Annotated in this window: 18 protein-coding genes; 12 read left to right on the top strand and 6 right to left on the bottom strand. The window is 28.8% G+C overall.

Translation table 11 applies throughout. From position 1 onward, the window contains the following. A partial coding sequence (locus tag ACWYN7_RS16805; RefSeq protein WP_462861137.1) for a T9SS type A sorting domain-containing protein occupies positions 1 to 246 on the top strand: 246 nt, incomplete at its 5' end. 157 nt (positions 247 to 403) lie between these two features. Further along, the gene (recG, locus tag ACWYN7_RS16800) at positions 404 to 2,500 is read left to right on the top strand and encodes an ATP-dependent DNA helicase RecG (protein WP_462861136.1); all 2,097 of its coding nucleotides are present in this window, start codon (positions 404 to 406) and stop codon (positions 2,498 to 2,500) included. Between the two features lie 67 nt (positions 2,501 to 2,567). On the opposite strand, the gene ACWYN7_RS16795 is transcribed toward recG, so the two are convergent. Further along, positions 2,568 to 4,796, bottom strand: a complete 2,229-nt coding sequence (locus tag ACWYN7_RS16795; RefSeq protein WP_462861135.1) for an LruC domain-containing protein — start codon at positions 4,794 to 4,796, stop codon at positions 2,568 to 2,570. Between the two features lie 498 nt (positions 4,797 to 5,294). On the opposite strand from ACWYN7_RS16795, the gene ACWYN7_RS16790 reads away from it, so the two are divergent. Continuing rightward, a complete protein-coding gene (locus ACWYN7_RS16790; protein WP_462861134.1) occupies positions 5,295 to 6,488 on the top strand; it encodes a serine hydrolase domain-containing protein in 1,194 nt (397 codons plus the stop codon). Between the two features lie 258 nt (positions 6,489 to 6,746). Here the strand turns inward: ACWYN7_RS16790 and meaB are convergent, their stop codons facing one another. Then, positions 6,747 to 7,838 carry a methylmalonyl Co-A mutase-associated GTPase MeaB gene (meaB, locus tag ACWYN7_RS16785; RefSeq protein WP_462861133.1) on the bottom strand — a complete coding sequence of 364 codons (1,092 nt, stop codon included), beginning with the start codon at positions 7,836 to 7,838 and terminating at the stop codon, positions 6,747 to 6,749. Positions 7,839 to 8,015: 177 nt separating this feature from the next. Here meaB and ACWYN7_RS16780 point away from each other — a divergent pair, with 177 nt between their 5' ends. The 7 genes from ACWYN7_RS16780 to ACWYN7_RS16750 all read left to right on the top strand — a co-directional run bounded on the left by ACWYN7_RS16780 (position 8,016) and on the right by ACWYN7_RS16750 (position 13,603). Next, positions 8,016 to 8,573, top strand: a complete 558-nt coding sequence (locus ACWYN7_RS16780) for an RNA polymerase sigma factor (protein ID WP_462861132.1) — start codon at positions 8,016 to 8,018, stop codon at positions 8,571 to 8,573. Further along, positions 8,557 to 9,120, top strand: a complete 564-nt coding sequence (locus tag ACWYN7_RS16775) for a hypothetical protein (RefSeq protein WP_462861131.1) — start codon at positions 8,557 to 8,559, stop codon at positions 9,118 to 9,120. Before ACWYN7_RS16780 ends, ACWYN7_RS16775 begins: the two co-directional genes overlap by 17 nt. Next, positions 9,101 to 10,462, top strand: coding sequence for a hypothetical protein (locus ACWYN7_RS16770; RefSeq protein ID WP_462861130.1), 1,362 nt, complete (start codon positions 9,101 to 9,103; stop codon positions 10,460 to 10,462). The genes ACWYN7_RS16775 and ACWYN7_RS16770 overlap by 20 nt, the downstream gene beginning before the upstream one ends. 93 nt (positions 10,463 to 10,555) lie before the next feature. Further along, positions 10,556 to 12,034, top strand: coding sequence for a cysteine--tRNA ligase (gene cysS / locus ACWYN7_RS16765; protein ID WP_462861129.1), 1,479 nt, complete (start codon positions 10,556 to 10,558; stop codon positions 12,032 to 12,034). Between the two features lie 90 nt (positions 12,035 to 12,124). Continuing rightward, on the top strand, positions 12,125 to 12,358 hold the full coding sequence (gene yidD / locus ACWYN7_RS16760) for a membrane protein insertion efficiency factor YidD (RefSeq protein ID WP_462861128.1): 234 nt from the start codon (positions 12,125 to 12,127) through the stop codon (positions 12,356 to 12,358). A 92-nt stretch (positions 12,359 to 12,450) separates the two neighbouring features. Further along, entirely contained in the window at positions 12,451 to 13,281 is an 831-nt protein-coding gene (gene lgt, locus ACWYN7_RS16755; RefSeq protein ID WP_462861127.1) for a prolipoprotein diacylglyceryl transferase, read from the top strand. 10 nt (positions 13,282 to 13,291) lie between these two features. Next, complete coding sequence (locus ACWYN7_RS16750; RefSeq protein WP_462861126.1) at positions 13,292 to 13,603, top strand: DUF6787 family protein; 312 nt, start codon at positions 13,292 to 13,294, stop codon at positions 13,601 to 13,603. On the opposite strand, the gene ACWYN7_RS16745 is transcribed toward ACWYN7_RS16750, so the two are convergent. After that, complete coding sequence (locus tag ACWYN7_RS16745) at positions 13,600 to 13,887, bottom strand: hypothetical protein (RefSeq protein ID WP_462861125.1); 288 nt, start codon at positions 13,885 to 13,887, stop codon at positions 13,600 to 13,602. The two genes, ACWYN7_RS16750 and ACWYN7_RS16745, sit on opposite strands and share 4 nt — an antisense overlap. Positions 13,888 to 13,969: 82 nt before the next feature. Here ACWYN7_RS16745 and ACWYN7_RS16740 point away from each other — a divergent pair, with 82 nt between their 5' ends. Then, a complete protein-coding gene (locus tag ACWYN7_RS16740) occupies positions 13,970 to 14,596 on the top strand; it encodes an NUDIX hydrolase (RefSeq protein ID WP_462861124.1) in 627 nt (208 codons plus the stop codon). A gap of 57 nt (positions 14,597 to 14,653) precedes the next feature. After that, on the top strand, positions 14,654 to 15,469 hold the full coding sequence (locus ACWYN7_RS16735) for a lysophospholipid acyltransferase family protein (RefSeq protein ID WP_462861123.1): 816 nt from the start codon (positions 14,654 to 14,656) through the stop codon (positions 15,467 to 15,469). Between the two features lie 196 nt (positions 15,470 to 15,665). Here the strand turns inward: ACWYN7_RS16735 and ACWYN7_RS16730 are convergent, their stop codons facing one another. From ACWYN7_RS16730 to ACWYN7_RS16720, 3 genes are all read right to left on the bottom strand, one after another. Continuing rightward, positions 15,666 to 16,475 (bottom strand): SH3 domain-containing protein, encoded by an 810-nt coding sequence (locus ACWYN7_RS16730; protein WP_462861122.1) that lies wholly within the window; start codon positions 16,473 to 16,475, stop codon positions 15,666 to 15,668. 188 nt (positions 16,476 to 16,663) lie between these two features. Continuing rightward, positions 16,664 to 17,155, bottom strand: a complete 492-nt coding sequence (locus ACWYN7_RS16725; protein WP_462861121.1) for a hypothetical protein — start codon at positions 17,153 to 17,155, stop codon at positions 16,664 to 16,666. Positions 17,156 to 17,259: 104 nt separating this feature from the next. Further along, entirely contained in the window at positions 17,260 to 17,559 is a 300-nt protein-coding gene (locus ACWYN7_RS16720; RefSeq protein ID WP_462861120.1) for a hypothetical protein, read from the bottom strand. Positions 17,560 to 17,671: the final 112 nt, after the last annotated feature.

Below are 17,671 nucleotides of genomic sequence, written 5' to 3'. Positions count from 1 at the left end.
TTTATGGCTTACCCTAACCCATCTAAAGGAAATGTAAACTTATTATTATTCAGTGAAACAGATACAGAAGCAACTGTTACTTTAACAGATGTTACTGGTAAAGTAATTTACCAAGGTAAAACGCAATTGAATGCAGGTAAAAATGAAATAGACTATAACTTTAAAGTTAAAACAGGGGTTATGTTATTACAAGTAACATCTCCTGAAACGGATTATGGAACGTCTAAAATTATTTTTAGAAATTAAAAAAATAGTCAATGGTTTAAATAATTTTTAGGGGTATTAATTTAAAACTATTGATTCAAAGAGAGCTGTTTTATCAGCTCTCTTTTTTGTTTATAACTTAAGAAATATAAAAATATGTAATCATTTGCGTATTTTCGTTTTTTATATTTTTATCAACTTGAATTTAGATTACCCAATTACATATATAAAAGGTATTAGTGTACAAAGAGCCACTTTGTTTTACACAGAGTTGGGTATAAAATCGTGTAACGATTTACTTAATTTTTTTCCTTTTCGATATATAGATAAAACTACGTTTTATGCCATAAAAGATTTGCAACCCAATTCTTCTGAAGTACAAATTGTAGGTAAAATTACCAATGTAAAATCTGTAGCGCAGAAAAGAGGAAGTAGGTTAGTAGCCACTTTTCAAGATGCTTCTGGAACTATGGAATTGGTTTGGTTTAAAGGTCAAAAATGGATAAAAGATGCTTTAAAAATTGGAGTGCCTTATGTAGTTTATGGTAAATTAAATCATTATAATGGTAGTTTTAGTATTCCACATCCTGAAATGGAATTGGTTTCGGAATACAAGAAAAAGCTGCAAACTAAAATGCAACCTGTTTATCCATCCACAGAAAAATTAACCAATTCTGGAGTATCAAATAAATTAATTCGTGGTTATATTCAGAGTTTATTGCAACAAGTTTACGACGGAATTCAAGAAACGTTATCGCAAGAAATGATCAACGATTTTAAGTTGATGTTAAAACGAGACGCCTTATTAAATGTGCATTTTCCTAAAAGTCAAGAGCATTTAGCCAAGGCACAATATCGATTAAAATTTGAAGAATTATTTTTTATTCAATTACAATTAGTCAGAAAAAAACTCATCAATAAAACAAAAATAAAAGGTTTTGTCTTTGAAAATGTGAGTGATTATTTTAATAATTTTTACAAAAATTACCTACCATTTAACTTAACCAATGCTCAAAAAAGAGTATTAAAAGAAATTAGAAAAGATGTAGCTTCTGGTGCACATATGAACCGTCTTTTACAAGGTGATGTTGGTTCTGGAAAAACAATTGTAGCATTACTAACAATGTTGTTGGCTTTAGATAATGGTTTTCAGGCCACAATTATGGCACCAACAGAAATATTAGCAAATCAACATTTTATGGCAGTTTCAGAATTGCTACAAGAAATGGATATTAATGTAGATATTTTAACAGGATCTGTAAAAACCAAGAAACGAAGAGAAATCCATCAAAAATTAGAAGACGGAACTTTACATATTTTAATAGGTACACATGCATTATTAGAAGATAAAGTAAAATTTAAAAATTTAGGAATAGCCATCATCGATGAACAACATAGATTTGGTGTAAAACAAAGAGCAAAACTTTGGTCTAAAAACAACCTGCCTCCTCACATTTTAGTAATGACGGCTACACCAATACCAAGAACTTTGGCAATGTCTGTTTATGGTGATTTAGATATTTCTGTAATAGACGAATTGCCACCAGGAAGAAAAGAAGTAAAAACCGTACATCGTTTTGATAGCAACAGATTGTCTGTCTTTAAATTTATGAAAGATGAAATTGCAAAAGGCAGACAAGTTTATGTGGTTTATCCTTTAATTCAGGAATCTGAAGCTATGGATTATAAGGATTTAATGGATGGTTATGAGAGTATTTCTCGCGAGTTTCCATCACCAAAATATCAAATAAGTATTGTGCATGGTAAAATGAAACCTGCTGATAAAGATTACGAAATGCAACGTTTTGTAAATGCAGAAACTCAAATTATGGTGGCTACAACAGTTATTGAAGTGGGTGTAAATGTACCCAATGCAAGTGTTATGATTATTGAGAGTTCAGAACGATTTGGCTTAAGTCAATTGCATCAATTAAGAGGTAGAGTGGGTAGAGGAGCAGACCAAAGTTACTGTATTTTATTGTCTAGTTATAAATTGTCATCTGAAGCTAAAACACGTTTAAAAACAATGGTAGAAACTTCTGACGGATTTAAAATTGCTGAAGTAGATTTAAAATTACGTGGACCAGGAAATATAATGGGTACACAACAAAGTGGAGTGTTAAATTTAAAAATTGCTGATGTTGTAAAGGATTCTCAGATTTTAGTTTCTGCAAGAAATACTGCAATTGAAATTTTGCAAGAAGATGCTAACTTATCAAAACCTGTAAATTTACCAATTAAAACTGCTTTTACAAGAATGACAAAAACTTCTAAAATTTGGAGTAATATTAGCTAATTAAAAAAAGCAACGCTATAAAATATAAGTAATCATCATTTTATAGCGTTGCTTTTTAAAGTGTTTTTTATTTGTTTATTTTCTTTAATTTATCATTTTGTCTGTTACCATTTTTGTCTGTATACCAATCTAAATCTGGTTTAGAGATTACAAAATCATCAAAATTTGGATAAGCTTCTAAAATTGAAACTCCTTCAATTGCCCATGGTAAATCCATAGGTAGATCATTAAGAACCCAAGGAAATTTATTAGAATTTACAAAAAGGCTATTGCCAGAAGAATTATCGCTACAATTTAAGAAATTACTAGAATCGTTATACATTGTTGGCTTATTTAAAGCTGGATAGTCTTTATGAAACGAATTGTACAAAGGGTGAATTTCTTGCCCTATTTGTCCGTTTTTTAATATAAACTCATCGTAAGCACCATTAATGTTGGTAACCTTTCCAGAAATTACTGGTATGCTATCATAATCTATATTAACTGTGTTTATAATAGCTTCTGAATTGTCTGTATAAATTGTTTTTAGGTTGTTAAAAATAAACAAAGTAGTGCTGTTTTGATCATCATGAAGTCTTGTAATTTCATTACTAGAATAAGCATCAGAATTATTTAAGCTTAAAACAGCATTATTATCTTCATCTATAACTCTTAGCACAAAGCTGTTATTAAAATTAGCACCCATTGCAGGAAACTTATAATCAAAATTAATTTCTGTAATAATTTTGTTTTGATTTACACCTTCTTGATAGCTATAATTGTGTACCAAATCATTCAAATCATAATCACCCATACATGGATATAAATCTTCATATAAAGAAGTATAGAAACTATTTTCTCCTTGCGGATAATTGTAAGAAGAAACATTTGGATTTTCATCATCTACATCTACGCCAGCAACAACTCCATCATTATCGTTATCAATAGCATTTTTAAAACCTGGTGAACAGGTACCTGAAGAAACAAATGTGGAGCAGGTATTAATTACTGCATTTTTACCCATACTTTCTGTATAATAATCAGAACAAATATCTAAGTTTCCTTGAAAACTATTATTTCCGTTAAAAGTTATACTTCCAGTTTCTATTATAGAATACGCTTTACTTCCTTTTATTTTACCATTAGACATAATGCTTGCACATTTAAAAATAGAACCCTCTTGTATTTTAATATCAATATTAGAGTTATTAATAAGGGCACCTGTAATAACAGTGTATGAAGCATTACTAAATTCGGCCATTTTATTGTTGATAAAAATCCCTGAGATTATTGTTTGACACTCATTCTTAAACTCACCAGAATTAACAGTAAAATTACCAGCTACGTTTAATGTTGAGTTTTCCTTATTGTGTAACTTTCCTGATGAAGTAAGATGACCACCAATATTAACTTGACCACCATCGTTATCTAAATGTCCATTACTATTTAAATTTAAAGATCCAGATACATTAAATACACCAGCATAAACATTTAAGTCTTTACAATCTGTATTTAAACTACCTGTAATATTGGTAGTTCCCCAGTTATCCAATTTACTATTTTTATTCATACCAAGGCTAACACCATTAAAAGTACCTTCATTATAAATTGTTGAGTTAAAATTTCCAGTAAGTTTTAGTGTACCACCTTGAGCAATATAAATTGTAAGTTTATTATTGTTATCATTTAAATAAGATGGACTCCATGAACCTCCATCACAAATATAAATGGTTGTGTTTTTGTCTACATTTAACCCTTGAGTTGAGGTGTTTGAAATGCTATAATCACCATCGTCATTACCAGTAAATGCAGCGTAATCATTACAGTTCCATGTTGGTGGATTATTGTCATTAGATTTTGCACTTAATTTAGTATCGGCAGCTGTTTTACTTTCTTCTATATCAGCTCTTTCTTCGTCTTCGATATTTATACTTTGTAATTCATTAGGCGTAACAAGCCATTCTCTAGTACCAGTTGCTAAATCTGCTTTTACAGATAATAATTCTATATGGTTTGGTATCTTAGTAACATTACTAATCGATTTTTCTTTGTCGATAAAACCTTCATACAATAATATCGTATCATTTTCAATCTTAGATATTCTAATGTTAACCAAATCTGCACGAGAGCTTTCAGATAAGTTAATATTTGTGTTTTGTAAGGCTAAAGGCCTTAAATCATGTCCATCTGGCACAACTAAAGTAGTTATGTCGTCTTGAACATATTCTACAGGTTCTTCAGGTGTGTTTTGAAATTCAGGTGTACAGTTTTGAAGTAAAACTAGGGTTAAAAGGAATAGAATTGATTTTGTTTTCATAGTAGGGGGTTTTAAGATTTAATTTATTACTCAAAGCAAAATTAGTTGTTATTTTAAAGTTTTTTTTGCTTTAGATGTTCTTTACTATTTATGTAACGATTATTTACATTTTACTATAGATAATTGGTATATTTTAAAATGAATATTACTGTCTTGTATTTATTAAATCATTAAAACAATAATTTTTAATTTAAGATTTAGTTAAAACAAGAACAATTACCAATAGCCGAAAGTATTCATAATTTTATAGCTAAAAAATGATGTTTATCAATCATTAACTTTATAACATTCTCGCTCATAAAGATATAAAACTATTTGTATTACAGAAAATTAAAATGTTAATTTAATTTAAAATTTTTATTTTCATTTTTATACTATTTTTTAAAAGTAATAGTTATTCTTGTATAGTAAGTCGAATATTAAACAGAATTTTATCCAAAACAAGGGTTTTGTTTATTTGATAATGATGTTTACATTTGTTCGTAAAAAAATATTTACTTGAAAAATTATATTTACCAGATATCCATTACTTTCTTAATTATAGTTACAGCATTTTTTTTCACTTATACTAAGTATGAGTTAAAAGAAAAGAAGGTAGTGCCTAAAGAAGTTATTCTTGATAAAAAAGAGGATAAAACTTTAGTTTCGGTAGAATATTATCCTGAAGAAATTACCAAAAAAGTAAACCATAAATTAGATTCTTTATTAAAACGAATTAACAAAAGGCACGATTTTCATGGATCTGTTTTGGTAGCTAAAAACAAGAAAATAGTCTATAAAAATCAAGTTGGGTATACAGATTTTAGAAAGAAAATTCCATTAAAAGAAGAGTCTGTTTTTCAATTAGCATCTGTAAGTAAACAGTTTACTGCAGCTGCAATAATGCTTTTAAAAGAAAGGGGTAAAATTCAATTAACAGACACTGTAAATACTTTTTTTCCAAGTTTTCCTTATAAAAATATCACCATAAAAAATTTATTAAATCATACTTCTGGATTGCCAAAATATTTTTGGGTGGCAGAACATGAATGGAAAGAAAATAGACCACCAACAAACACAGAGTTGATGGAATTATTACCCACTTCTAAAGCTCAACGTTTTTTTAAACCTGGTCGAAATTTTGATTATTCTAATACCGGATATTTTGTTTTAGCATCAATCGTAGAAAAAGTTTCTGGAGTTCCTTTTAATGAATTTTTAAAAGAAAATATTTTCGATCCTTTAGAAATGAAAAATACCTATGTGTATCGTTATCAAAATGATACTATAAGAAAAAATCAATTAATTGGTTATCGTTTGTACAGAGGTTGGCGACATTTAAAAATTGGAAATACGATAAATGATGCCATTGTTGGTGATAAAAATGTGTATTCTACTCCAGACGATTTATTTAAATGGACGTATGCCTTAAATACTGGTCAACTGCTTTCTAAAGAATCTTTAGAGTTAATGTACACCAAAGGAGAAACCATTTATGGTAAAAAAATACCTTATGGTTTTGGCTTTAGATTGGATAGAAATAACGATAAAAACATTTATCATTATGGAAAATGGAATGGTTTTAGCACTGCACTTACCAATTATTTAGAAGATGATTTAGTAGTTATTGTTTTAGAACATACAAGTTACAATTCTTTAAAATATCTAAACCGAAAAATTAAAGAGATTGTTTCTAAATACCTAGAGGTTTAATTACCTATTCTATTAAAAACTAATAAAAAGAAAAAATTTACTCACAAAAAGATAGTACCTTAAATGATGAGTAAATTTTCCGAAGTTGGAGGATGATATATTTTATTTTTAAAAAATTAAGTAACCATTTTGTCATTATTTGATAATGAATAATTTTAATCAGCATTAAATATAGATTATATTTTTTTGCCAGTCAAGAACGGTCAAAAAGGATAGTATAACTTTTGATGTAATTTCAAAGCTATAATTCAAAAATATTTACGTGTTTTCTTCTTTTGAATTTGATAAATTGATCAAATTTTTAGCAGCAGTAAAAGGAGTTGTTTTTCCTTCTTCTAAATTTTTTATTTCTTTTTTTAGAGCCAATTTTATAGTAGCATTATTATAGAAATTATCTTTTAATTGTTGCTCAATAGTAGCCAAAAGCCAATATTTATTTTGATTTTTTCTTTTGATGTTAAAATGGTTATTCTCTTTTGTAAGAGAAATATAACTGTTTATCATTTCATCAACCTTATCAATTCCTAAATTATTTAAGGCGCTTGCAGTAAGTACTTTGGGTTGCCAATTGTTTTCTTTTATAGGATATAAATGCAAAGCTCTATTGAATTCTACTTTTGCAATTTTGGCATTTTTTTCATTATCACCATCAGCTTTATTGATTACTATTGCGTCTGCCATTTCTATAATTCCGCGTTTTATGCCTTGTAATTCATCACCTGCACCAGATAATTTTAAAAGTAAAAAGAAATCTACCATAGAATGCACCAAAGTTTCAGATTGACCAACACCAACAGTTTCTATCAAAATAGTATCAAAACCAGCAGCTTCGCACAAAATAATGGTTTCTCTTGTTTTTTGCGCAACTCCACCTAAAGAAGAACCAGAAGCAGAAGGTCTGATAAATGTATTTTTATCAGTAACTAGTTGTTCCATTCTAGTTTTATCACCTAAAATTGCACCTTTATGTACAGAACTACTTGGGTCTACAGCTAAAACCGCAACTTTTTTACCTTTATTGGTTAAAGATTTTCCATAAGCTTCAATAAATGTACTTTTTCCAACTCCAGGCACACCTGTAATTCCTATTCTAACAGAATTATTTGCGTAAGGCAAACAATGTTTAAGAATCTCATTTGCTTTTTGTTGATGTTTTGGGTTTGTACTTTCTACTAAAGTAATGGCTTTACTTAAAAAAGGAATATTGCCTTCTAAAATTTTGGAAACAAATTCGTCTATAGAATTTTGTTTAGCTCTTTTTAGTTTTATTTTTTCTGCACTTATAGAATTGGTAGTTTCTGGTTGAGGAACTCCTTTTTTTTCTTGCAAAGCAGATTGTTTTTTATCCATTGTAAAAGGTATTATGTAAATTTAAAAAAATAAATGCAAAGAGGTTACGATTTTTAGTGAAGTAAATAAACTTTTTCTAACCACTTACTTTGTGTAAGTTTTAAACGATTAAAAAATAAATTTAAGTTTTTTGCAACACAGCTAAAAAAGTATCGTCTATAAGGCAAGAAAGTATTAATGAGTTCAACCAAACAACTACATCAACCTATTATAGATCAATGCAAAGACAATAATGCAAAAGCGCAAATGCAATTGTATAATTTGTATTGTAAAGCAATGTTTATCATATCCTACAGATATGTAAACGATAAATGTGTGGCAGAAGATATTATGCAAGAAGCGTTTATAAAGGCGTTTAAAAACATAAATAGTTATAGAAATGAAGTGCCTTTTGGGGCTTGGTTAAAAAGAATTGTAATTAATCAGAGTATCGATTATTTAAAGAAAAAGAAATTAGAATTAGTATCAATAAATGAAGAAGTTACCACTAAAGTGGATGAGGATAATTGGAAGGTAGATTGTACTATTTCTGTTGATGATATTGTAAAAAAAATAAATAATTTAAAGGATAAATATAGATTGGTGCTCACTTTATATTTAATAGAAGGATATGATCATCAAGAAATATCGCAAGTATTAAATATTACAGAAAATACATCTAGAACTCATTTGTTAAGAGGTAAAAAAATATTGAAAGAACAGTTAAAAAACACGAGTTATGCAGCAGGATATTAGAGAGAAATTAAAAGATTTTAAAGGTGATAATATCGAATTATCAAAAAAACATTATAATAAATTTGAAACTTTATTACAGCAAGAATTACATCAAACAAAACCAAAAAACAAGCCTTTTTTATGGTTATCAATAGCAGCTTCAGTTTTATTGTTGGTTAGTTTGGGTATTCAGTTTTATCCATCAGAAAATATAGAAGAAATTCCTACAAAAACTCATACTAAAGAAATAACTTTAGGTAATATATCACCAGAATTTAATACCATAGAAACCTATTATACAAATAGTATTAATCTAGAAATTAGTCAATTAGATTTATCAGAAGAAAATAAAGATATTGTAGATGGCTATTTAATAAAGATCGTAAAACTTACCAAAGAATACAAAACATTAACCAAAGAGCTCAATACAAATGGGGTTAATGACGCAACTATAGATGCACTAATTCGTAATTTACAATTACGCTTACAGCTTTTACAACGTTTAAAAAAGCAATTAAAAGAACTTAAAAATTTAAATACTACACAAAATGAAACACAACTTATATAAACATATTATCACTTGTATTGCAGTTGGTTTTTTAGGAACCACATTTGCACAAAAGTTTGATAAAAAGTTTACCGAAAATTTTAAAACCAATAAAGATGTAGAAGTTGCTATAAATGCATCGAATACAGATATTAATGTAACCACTTGGAACAAAAATGAAGTACAAGTAGAGGCTATTATAGAAATTGAAGGAATCTCTAAAGAAGAGGCAGAAAAGTATTTTAAAAACTGGAACTTTGAAGCTTTAGGAAACTCTAAAAAAGTAAAAATTACTTCTAAAGGCAATAATACCTTTAACTTTAAAAACGACTTTGTTTTTTTTGATAATATGAATTTCGATTTTGAAATGCCAGAAGTAGATTTTTCAGGAATTAATACTATCGTTTTACCTGATATGGATTTTGATTTCGACTTTGATTTAAATCTAGATTTTGATAATATTTTTGATGATTTAGATAAAAATATGGGTAAAGATGGTAAATATGAATTCAGATGGAAAGACGATGATCATGACATAGAAATTAACTCGAAAGAAGAATGGGAAGCTTTTAAGAAAACCAAAGAATATGGAAAACTTAAAAAGAAACTTTCTTTAGACAAAGAGAAAATGCGCAAAGAATTGGCGGAATCTAAAGAAAAAATGAGAGTGGAATTAAGAAAAGTAAAAGAGGAATTTCAAAAAGTGGATAAAGAAGAAATTCGAAAAGAATTAGAAAAAGCAAAAAAAGAGCTTAAAAAAATGAAGTTCCGTTTTAACTCAGAAGATGATGACGTAATTATAAATGGTAAAAAAATAAACATCAAAAAAAGATTAGAAATTAAAGTTCCAAAAGAGGCTACTTTTAATTTAAATACGCGCCATTGCAAAGTAAAATTACCAAATACTGTGGCTTGTGGTAATGTAAAATATGGTTCTTTTGATGCCAATAACTTAAATAAAAGCGAATTAACTATAGATTATTCTCCTGTAAATATCAATAATTTAAACGCTTGTACTTTATTTTTAAACAATGTAACTGATGCTAAAATAGCATCAGTTACAAATACCACAATGAATAATAATTCGTCTGGTGTACATGTAGTTAAAGTAAATAACAATGTAAGTTTATCAAACAAATTTGGCGAATTAAGTATCGATAGTTTTCATCCAAATTTTGGCGAGTTTAATTTAAATTTAAGTCAATCTGATGCTATTATCATTTTAGATAAAGTACCCAGTAAATTTAAATATCACGTTAATAAAGTTAAATTAGAAAATACCCAAGTACAAAAAGTTAATGCATCATCAACAAAAAATGTAATTATAGTTACAGCAGATTATAGTACAATTACCATAAAATAATAATCTATTATTTTACAAAACTTCTAACAAATTCCATTTCGTTATTCTTCTTAAAGTGTCTATCTTTGAACCCTATAAATAGTCACTTATTTAATGGAACTCTATAAAGAAAATCAGCTTAAAGTTTACAACTCATTATCAAAATCTAAAGAAGATTTTAACCCAATTACAGAAGGTTATGTGGGTATGTATGTTTGTGGACCAACAGTATACAGCAATGCCCATTTAGGTAATGTAAGAACATTTATGTTTTTTGATGTTGTGTATAGATATCTACTTCATTTAGGTTATAAAGTGCGTTATGTACGTAATATTACAGATGCAGGTCATTTAGAAAATGATGCAGATGAAGGAGAAGATAAAATTGCCAGAAAAGCACGTTTAGAGCAAATAGAACCTATGGAAGTTGTGCAACGTTACACAGTAGATTTTCATAATGTTTTAAAAAACTATAATTTTTTACCACCAAGTATAGAACCTACTGCAACTGGCCATATTGTAGAGCAGATAGAAATGATTAAAGAAATCTTAGAAAAAGGATTTGCTTATGAGGTAAATGGCTCTGTGTATTTTGATGTACACGAATACAATAAAAAAGAAAATTACGGAATTCTATCTGGTAGAAAAGTAGAAGATTTATTAAACAATACCAGAACTTTAGATGGGCAATCAGACAAGAAAAACCCACAAGATTTTGCACTTTGGAAAAAAGCCGATGAAAAGCACATTATGCGTTGGCCTTCTCCTTGGTCTGATGGTTTTCCTGGTTGGCATTTAGAATGTTCTGTAATGAGTACAAAATATTTAGGCGAAAATTTTGATATTCATGGAGGAGGAATGGATTTAAAATTCCCACATCACGAATGCGAAATTGCACAATCTAAAACGTGTTCTGGTGTAAAACCTGTAAATTATTGGATGCATACAAATATGCTTTCTTTAAACGGACAAAGAATGTCTAAATCTACAGGAAATTTTATTTTACCAAACGAAATTTTAACAGGAGAAAACGACGTTTTACCAAAAGCATTTTCGGCTTCTGTGGTTCGTTTTTTTAACATGCAAGCCAATTACAGAAGTATCTTAGATTTTTCTGGTGATGCTTTAGAAGCCTCAGAAAAAGGGCATTCTAAATTAATGGAAGCTATTTCTTATTTAGATAAAATAACAGCAGGTAATTCTTCTACTTTTGATGTGCAAAAATGGAAATCTGATTGTTATGCAGCAATGAACGATGATTTTAATACACCTATTTTAATATCAAATTTATTTGAAGCTGTAAAATTGATTAATCAAATAAAAGAAAAGAAAGCCACGTTAACTGCTGATGATTTAGCAGAATTTAAAACCACAATTAACGCCTTTGTTTTTGATGTTTTAGGGTTGATGAATGAAGCCAGTCAAGACAATTCTGAAAAAGTAAAAGGAGTAGTGGAGCTGTTAATTAAACTAAGAAAAGAAGCCAGAGAAAATAAAGATTGGGGGTTGTCAGACCAAATTAGAGACGAGTTAATTGAGTTAGGAATTCAGTTAAAAGATGGTAAAGAAGGCACAACATTTTCAATTAACTAAAATAATTATAAATATGTCAGTTCGAGTGATTTCGATTTTTCATCGAAATTGTATCGAGAACTAATTTGTATTTCCTTAATTCTTTAATCCTTGAAAAAAATACTTTCATATCCATTTATATTTTTGGTCCGTTTTTATCAAGCAGCCATATCACCTTATACACCTTCAACTTGTAGATATTCTCCAACTTGTTCGCATTATACTATAGAAGCTTTACAAAAACACGGTTTATTTTATGGAGGTTGGTTATCTTTGAAACGAATTTTTAGTTGTCATCCATGGGGAGGTTCTGGTTATGATCCTGTTCCAGAAAAAAAAGAATAATTGAAATGTAATTACGAGTAAGAATAACACAGTAATCTATTTTTTAATTAGAGATTGCTTCATTACATTCGCAATGACAAAAAATATAAAATATGAATTTTTTAGCAATAGAGTGGGATCCATCATTAGGAATTGACCTAGGTTTTTTTGTAGTTAGATGGTACAGTTTAATGTTTGTTGCCGCTTTTTTATTGGGTTTACACTTAATGAAAAAAATATATATTGAAGATAAAATCCCCGCAGAAAAACTAGATACATTATTTATGTATGTATTTATTTCGATGTTAGTTGGTATGCGTTTGGGTGATGTTTTCTTTTACAGTTGGGATTATTATCAGCATCATTTATTAGAAATTTTTATTCCTTTTAAGAAAATAGATGGATCATGGAAATTTACAGGTTTTACCGGTTTTGCAAGTCATGGAGCAGCTATTGCAATTCCGATTGCTTTATATTTTTATGCTAAAAAACACTTGCAAAAACCTTGGTTATTTATTTTAGATCGTTTGGCAATAATGGTGGCATTAGCTGGCTTTTTTATAAGACTTGGTAATTTCTTTAACTCAGAAATTTACGGTAAAGAAACAGGTAGCAATTTTGGAGTAATTTTTAAAGGAGCAGGAGAAACAGCAGCAAGACATCCAACACAATTATATGAAGCATTTAGCTATTTAACGTTGTTTTTTGTAATGTGGTTCCTTTATTGGAAAACCGATAAAAAACAAAAATTAGGTTATTTGTTTGGCTTGTTTATGATTGTTTTATGGTCTTTACGTTTTTTCATAGAATTTTTAAAAGAAGCACAAGTAGATGGACGAGAAGATTGGGTTTTCAATTCTTTAAATACAGGTCAAGTTTTAAGTGTTCCTTTAGTTTTAATAGGAGTTTGGTTAATGTTTAGAAAACCTAAAACGGCAAAATAAAAAAAATACAATGGATAAATTAAAAGAAAGATGGGGTATAGAAAATAATTGGTCTATTTTCTTTATTTTCTGTGCATTTGCTGTAAATGGTTCTTTTGCTGCTTGGGTTGCAAAACCAGTTACCATTTTTTTAGGGTTATCACCAGAAACATTAAATCCTTGGTTGTATTGGCCACTTAGAATTTTACTTATTTTTCCTATATATCAATTAACTTTACCAATTGTAGGTTGGTTATTTGGTCAGTTTAAATTCTTTTGGGCTTTCGAAAAAAAGTTTTTAAGCAGATTAGGCTTAGGGTTCTTATTTAAAGAAAAAGATTAAACATCAATAGTTGTTATTTCTTGTTCTTCATTTTCACCATCACCATTTTTAATCATGTAAGTGTAAATCCACATTAATGTAAAGGTTGGTATAATATCAGAAAATGGAAAAATTTCTTCGAAAAAACTGATAATTCCTCCAATTTTACCTTTTGTGCCTTTGTACATTCTTGTCATTACATAACTAGAAATTGGTGCCCAAGCAAAATCTAAAAACGGAACAGGTATAAGGCCAACAGCATCTAAAGCGATACTGTAGATTAATTTTTTGTATTTTTTATTCATATTATTGTAAGTTCAAAATTCTTGCCAAAAAATAATTTCTTGTATTAGAATGGGCTAAGTTTGTTAAAAGTAATTAATCAAAATGGATTTTAAAGAGTTTAAGGATAAAATTGATAACATAAAGTCAACAAAATTAGGTGGTTTAGACGTACAATTGATTATGGCACCTAAACTGCGCTTAAAATTTGATAAAGAAAAAATAGCGGCTAATAATCCTAGAAAAGCTGCAGTTTTGGCATTATTTTATCCAAATGATAAAAACCGAACAACTTTACTTTTAACCCAAAGAGCCAGTTATAAAGGCACACATTCTGCTCAAATCAGTTTTCCTGGAGGTAAAATTGAAAAAAGAGATAAAAATCTAGAAGAAACTGCTTTAAGAGAAACTTGGGAAGAAGTTGGAGTTCGCTCAACATCCGTAGAAATAATACGAGAATTAACAGATGTTTACATACCACCAAGTAATTTTTTAGCTACACCTTTTATGGGGTATGTAACTGAAAGACCAAAATTTATACTTAATCACGAAGTGGCTAATACTATAGAAATTTTGCTTACAGACTTGTTGAATGATACACATTTAACCACAGTAAATTTATCTACCTCATACATGAAAAATATCGATGTTCCTTGTTTTAACATCAATAATCATATTATTTGGGGAGCTACAGGAATGATGTTATCTGAAATTAAAGAACTGTTAAAATAGCAAATTCTTAAATTGTTTTGTAATTTTGTTAGCTAAACCAAGAAAAACCTAATATAAATGCCCTTATTTAAAAGGAATCCTTTTGGACATTATTTATTCATAAAAAAGTTCATTATACGTCTTTTCGGAATCATTTCACATGGACGTTATAGAAAGTTTAATAATCTTAAAATAGAGGGGTCTGAAATATTAAGAAACTTACCAGACAAAAATGTATTATTCATTTCTAATCATCAAACTTATTTTGCAGACGTAGCTGCAATGTTTCATGTTTTTAATGCTTCTTTGAGTGGTAGAGATGATAGTATAAAAAATATTGGTTATATCTGGAATCCAAAACTTAATGTGTATTTTGTAGCTGCTGGTGAAACTATGCGCGCTGGTTTATTACCAAAAATATTTGCTTACGCAGGTTCCGTTTCTATTGATAGAACATGGAGAAGTGCTGGTAAAAATGTAAACAGGCAAGTAAAAAATTCTGATATTTCTAATATTGGTAAAGCAATAAAAGATGGATGGGTAATTACTTTTCCGCAAGGAACTACAACACCTTTTAAGCCCATTAGAAGAGGAACTGCGCACATTATTAAAACATTTAAACCGGTAGTTGTACCAATTGTAATTGATGGTTTTAGACGTTCTTTTGATAAAAAAGGATTGAGCATAAAAAGGAAAAATGTATTGCAATCTATGGTAATTAAAGAGCCTTTAGAAATTGATTACGAAAACGAAGATATAGCTGAAATTGTTACCAAAATTGAATATGCTATTGAGCAACATCCATCATTTTTAAAAGTATTATCGCCTAAAGAAGCAGAAGAATATTTAAAACAAGAAGAAGAGTTGAATAAGCAGCGTACATTTTGGAAATAATAATTGCTTAATTTTTAGTCAACCTATTTCAGGAAAGTACATTTTTCAAATGTTGGGTAACGTTTTGGTATAAGCTTTGTTGCGTTTTTGTTGTGCTAAAAATAAGCAAAATATTAAACAACTTTGTGTCTGCGTATTTTTCCGAAGGAAAAATTTAGCAGCAATAAAGTTTATACACTGTTGGCATTAGTATTTTTTAACATCCCAGTGGTATTTCAAAAGAAATAACTCTTTCATTTTTTTCTCCATTTTTATCTGTTAAAATAATTTTAAATAGAATTCTGCTTATTGAAACTCCACTTGGATATTCATTAACTTTTTTGATATTTTTTATTAATTCAAACCAGTTTTCTCCACAACTGTGTTTTACTTCTTTTTTTAGTTCCTCAACACTAATATTAATGAATCTCTCATTTTCAGTTGTGTTATAATTTAGAGAATAAAAATAATTACCTTTTGAATTGAAAGGAATTTTTTCCCATTCAGAATAAAAATGTTTCCAATCAAACAAATCACAATGAGGTCCCTCATTCATAATAGTAATGCTTGTTTCATACTGTTGAAATATTTCAACCTCACTATATTTAGATTGATAGATTTTTATTTTGTTTCCTTCAGGAGAATCTCCTATGTCAACCTCAATAATCGCTTTCTCAAAATGTGTTTTGTTTCCTAATTTTTCAGCATCTATTACGTTTACAGGAATTTCAAAAATGAAATCTTTAAATTTTATTTCAATTTTTTTGCTTAATCTTCTGGTTGTAAGAAAACCACTAAAAACAAAGCCTTGGAGTTCTCCGTCCATTTCTTCTATTTTCACCCATTCTCCTTTTATAATTTTTCCTTCATCTTCTAATTCAAGTTTTTTGCCAGTATTTTTAGTTATCAAAACTTCTGAACCATAAACTAGTTTTCCTAATCTTTTAGAATTTTTGTCTGCATTTTCTCTTACGATTAATCCATTATCCGCTTTAACAAATTGATATTCTTGAGAATAAAAATTCATTTTTGTAAAAGCGATTAGTAATATTATTAGGATTTCCTTCATATTAATGCCAACGGTCTCGTATAACCGTCAGTTACGGGATTAAAGTTAATGATTTTCTGTTTAGCACTGAAGTTAGCAATTCCGAGTGGATTCGGACGTAGTCGAATCCGCCGTAATTGCGGTTATACATTGTTGGCAACTGGCTTTTATTCTTTCAGTTCGTTTTTAAACAATTCCGCTAATTTTTCTCTGTCGGTTTCGTTTTTCAATAGATTCTGTAACCACATTTGCGGTTGTTCAGTTGCGCTTTTATATTCCTTGTCTTTATATTCTTTAAACTCCGAAAAATCAAACCAATTTTTTTTGTGAATGTGCTGAAGTGAATAAACAGCCATTTCTCCATTTGTTGCTCCAAAAAATGGGCAAGTATGGACTTTCGTTTTTGTTGTGTCAGAAAGTTTTGTAATTAGAAATTCAGTCAGTTTTCCCTTGTCGTTATCCGAGAATTTTTTCCATTCCGTTTGGCTGAAAACAAGTAGTTTTTCTTCTCTTTTAAATTCCGTTTCATTTACATACTGTTCTCCGCCTAAACAACCGCCTTTTTCGAAAACTAAAATATTCCATAATTCAGATATTGAGTCTGTTTGTGTTATTTTAATCAATTCAATTTCCTCAATTTGAGCAATTTCTGTTTTCAATTCTGATTGGTTTTTGCACGAAATCAAAGTTAAAATCAGAAGCAATATGTTGAATACGTATTTCATTTTTCGACTTGTTTCGAAATATGTTATTAGTTTTTTATTTAAAAATTTGAAAATATTGAAACCAATGTAAGAATTAGAAATATTGGATATCCAATAATTGAAAAATAGTATTGATAATTTTTTTGCTCCTTATTTTTTATACTTAAAATAGTAAATAGTATTCCAACAATTAAAATCAGATTCGCAACAAGGGATAAAATTCCAATATTTTGTTCAAATCTTCCAACATCGTGAAATCCAACAGCAAAATTCATTACTAAATATGCTACTAGTACATTAATTATTATCAAATAGATTAGTAATCTAAAGGACCATTTTTTATATTTTGTTTCATTCATATTGTCTTTTTCGGTTTTGAGTGAGAGCTTGTTGCCAACGTTGTTGTATAAGATTAGTTGCGTGTTTTAAGCACTAAAGTTAGCAAATAAATCACAGATAGAAAGTCCGCGA

The organism is Polaribacter sp. M10, from assembly GCF_054968445.1.
This window is presented reverse-complemented; position numbering and strand designations above follow the sequence as displayed.

Bases quoted from the DNA above. Each gene is read 5' to 3' on its own strand.
- ACWYN7_RS16795 (WP_462861135.1), bottom strand. From the start codon at position 4,796: ATGAAAACAAAATCAATTCTATTCCTTTTAACCCTAGTTTTACTTCAA.
- meaB (WP_462861133.1), bottom strand. From the start codon at position 7,838: ATGGATAAAAAACAATCTGCTTTGCAAGAAAAAAAAGGAGTTCCTCAA.
- ACWYN7_RS16780 (WP_462861132.1), top strand. From the start codon at position 8,016: ATGAGTTCAACCAAACAACTACATCAACCTATTATAGATCAATGCAAA.
- ACWYN7_RS16775 (WP_462861131.1), top strand. From the start codon at position 8,557: ATGCAGCAGGATATTAGAGAGAAATTAAAAGATTTTAAAGGTGATAAT.
- ACWYN7_RS16770 (WP_462861130.1), top strand. From the start codon at position 9,101: ATGAAACACAACTTATATAAACATATTATCACTTGTATTGCAGTTGGT.
- cysS (WP_462861129.1), top strand. From the start codon at position 10,556: ATGGAACTCTATAAAGAAAATCAGCTTAAAGTTTACAACTCATTATCA.
- lgt (WP_462861127.1), top strand. From the start codon at position 12,451: ATGAATTTTTTAGCAATAGAGTGGGATCCATCATTAGGAATTGACCTA.
- ACWYN7_RS16750 (WP_462861126.1), top strand. From the start codon at position 13,292: ATGGATAAATTAAAAGAAAGATGGGGTATAGAAAATAATTGGTCTATT.
- ACWYN7_RS16745 (WP_462861125.1), bottom strand. From the start codon at position 13,887: ATGAATAAAAAATACAAAAAATTAATCTACAGTATCGCTTTAGATGCT.
- ACWYN7_RS16740 (WP_462861124.1), top strand. From the start codon at position 13,970: ATGGATTTTAAAGAGTTTAAGGATAAAATTGATAACATAAAGTCAACA.
- ACWYN7_RS16735 (WP_462861123.1), top strand. From the start codon at position 14,654: ATGCCCTTATTTAAAAGGAATCCTTTTGGACATTATTTATTCATAAAA.
- ACWYN7_RS16730 (WP_462861122.1), bottom strand. From the start codon at position 16,475: ATGAATTTTTATTCTCAAGAATATCAATTTGTTAAAGCGGATAATGGA.
- ACWYN7_RS16720 (WP_462861120.1), bottom strand. From the start codon at position 17,559: ATGAATGAAACAAAATATAAAAAATGGTCCTTTAGATTACTAATCTAT.